The sequence below is a fragment of the Streptomyces sp. SID5910 genome, assembly GCF_009862125.1.
In the GTDB taxonomy this organism is placed as follows: Bacteria; Actinomycetota; Actinomycetes; order Streptomycetales; family Streptomycetaceae; genus Streptomyces.
In genome coordinates, this window is sequence record NZ_WWHX01000576.1 from 1 (window position 1) to 313 (window position 313).

The 313-nt window shown below is 76.0% G+C and carries 1 protein-coding gene; it reads right to left on the minus strand.

From position 1 onward, the window contains the following. Nucleotides 1-100: 100 nt before the first annotated feature. Nucleotides 101-313 (minus strand): serine hydrolase (locus tag GTW67_RS20130; protein WP_161166206.1); only part of this gene is annotated, 213 nt, incomplete at its 5' end.

The window sequence follows — 313 nt, forward strand, 5'->3', positions numbered from 1 at the left end:
GAGGACGGACACCCCCCGGCGCGGCCCCGACCCACCACTGGACCGGAGGCGCTACGCGCACCCCCACCGAAGCCGCGCAGGCCGCCGCAGGCAGGCGGCGTCAGATCGCCCGTACCGCTCGTGCCACCCGTGTGCCCAGCAGCGCCCGGGGTCCGTTGTCCGGTGGTCGGCGGCGTGGGTGGACCGTGTTGGCCAGGAGGATCGCGAACGTGTCCGTCGCCCGGTCGAGGACCAGCATCGTGCCCGTGAACCCCGTGTGCCCCGCCGCCCCCCGCCCCGCCAGCTCCCCCATGAACCACGCCTGGTCCAGCGC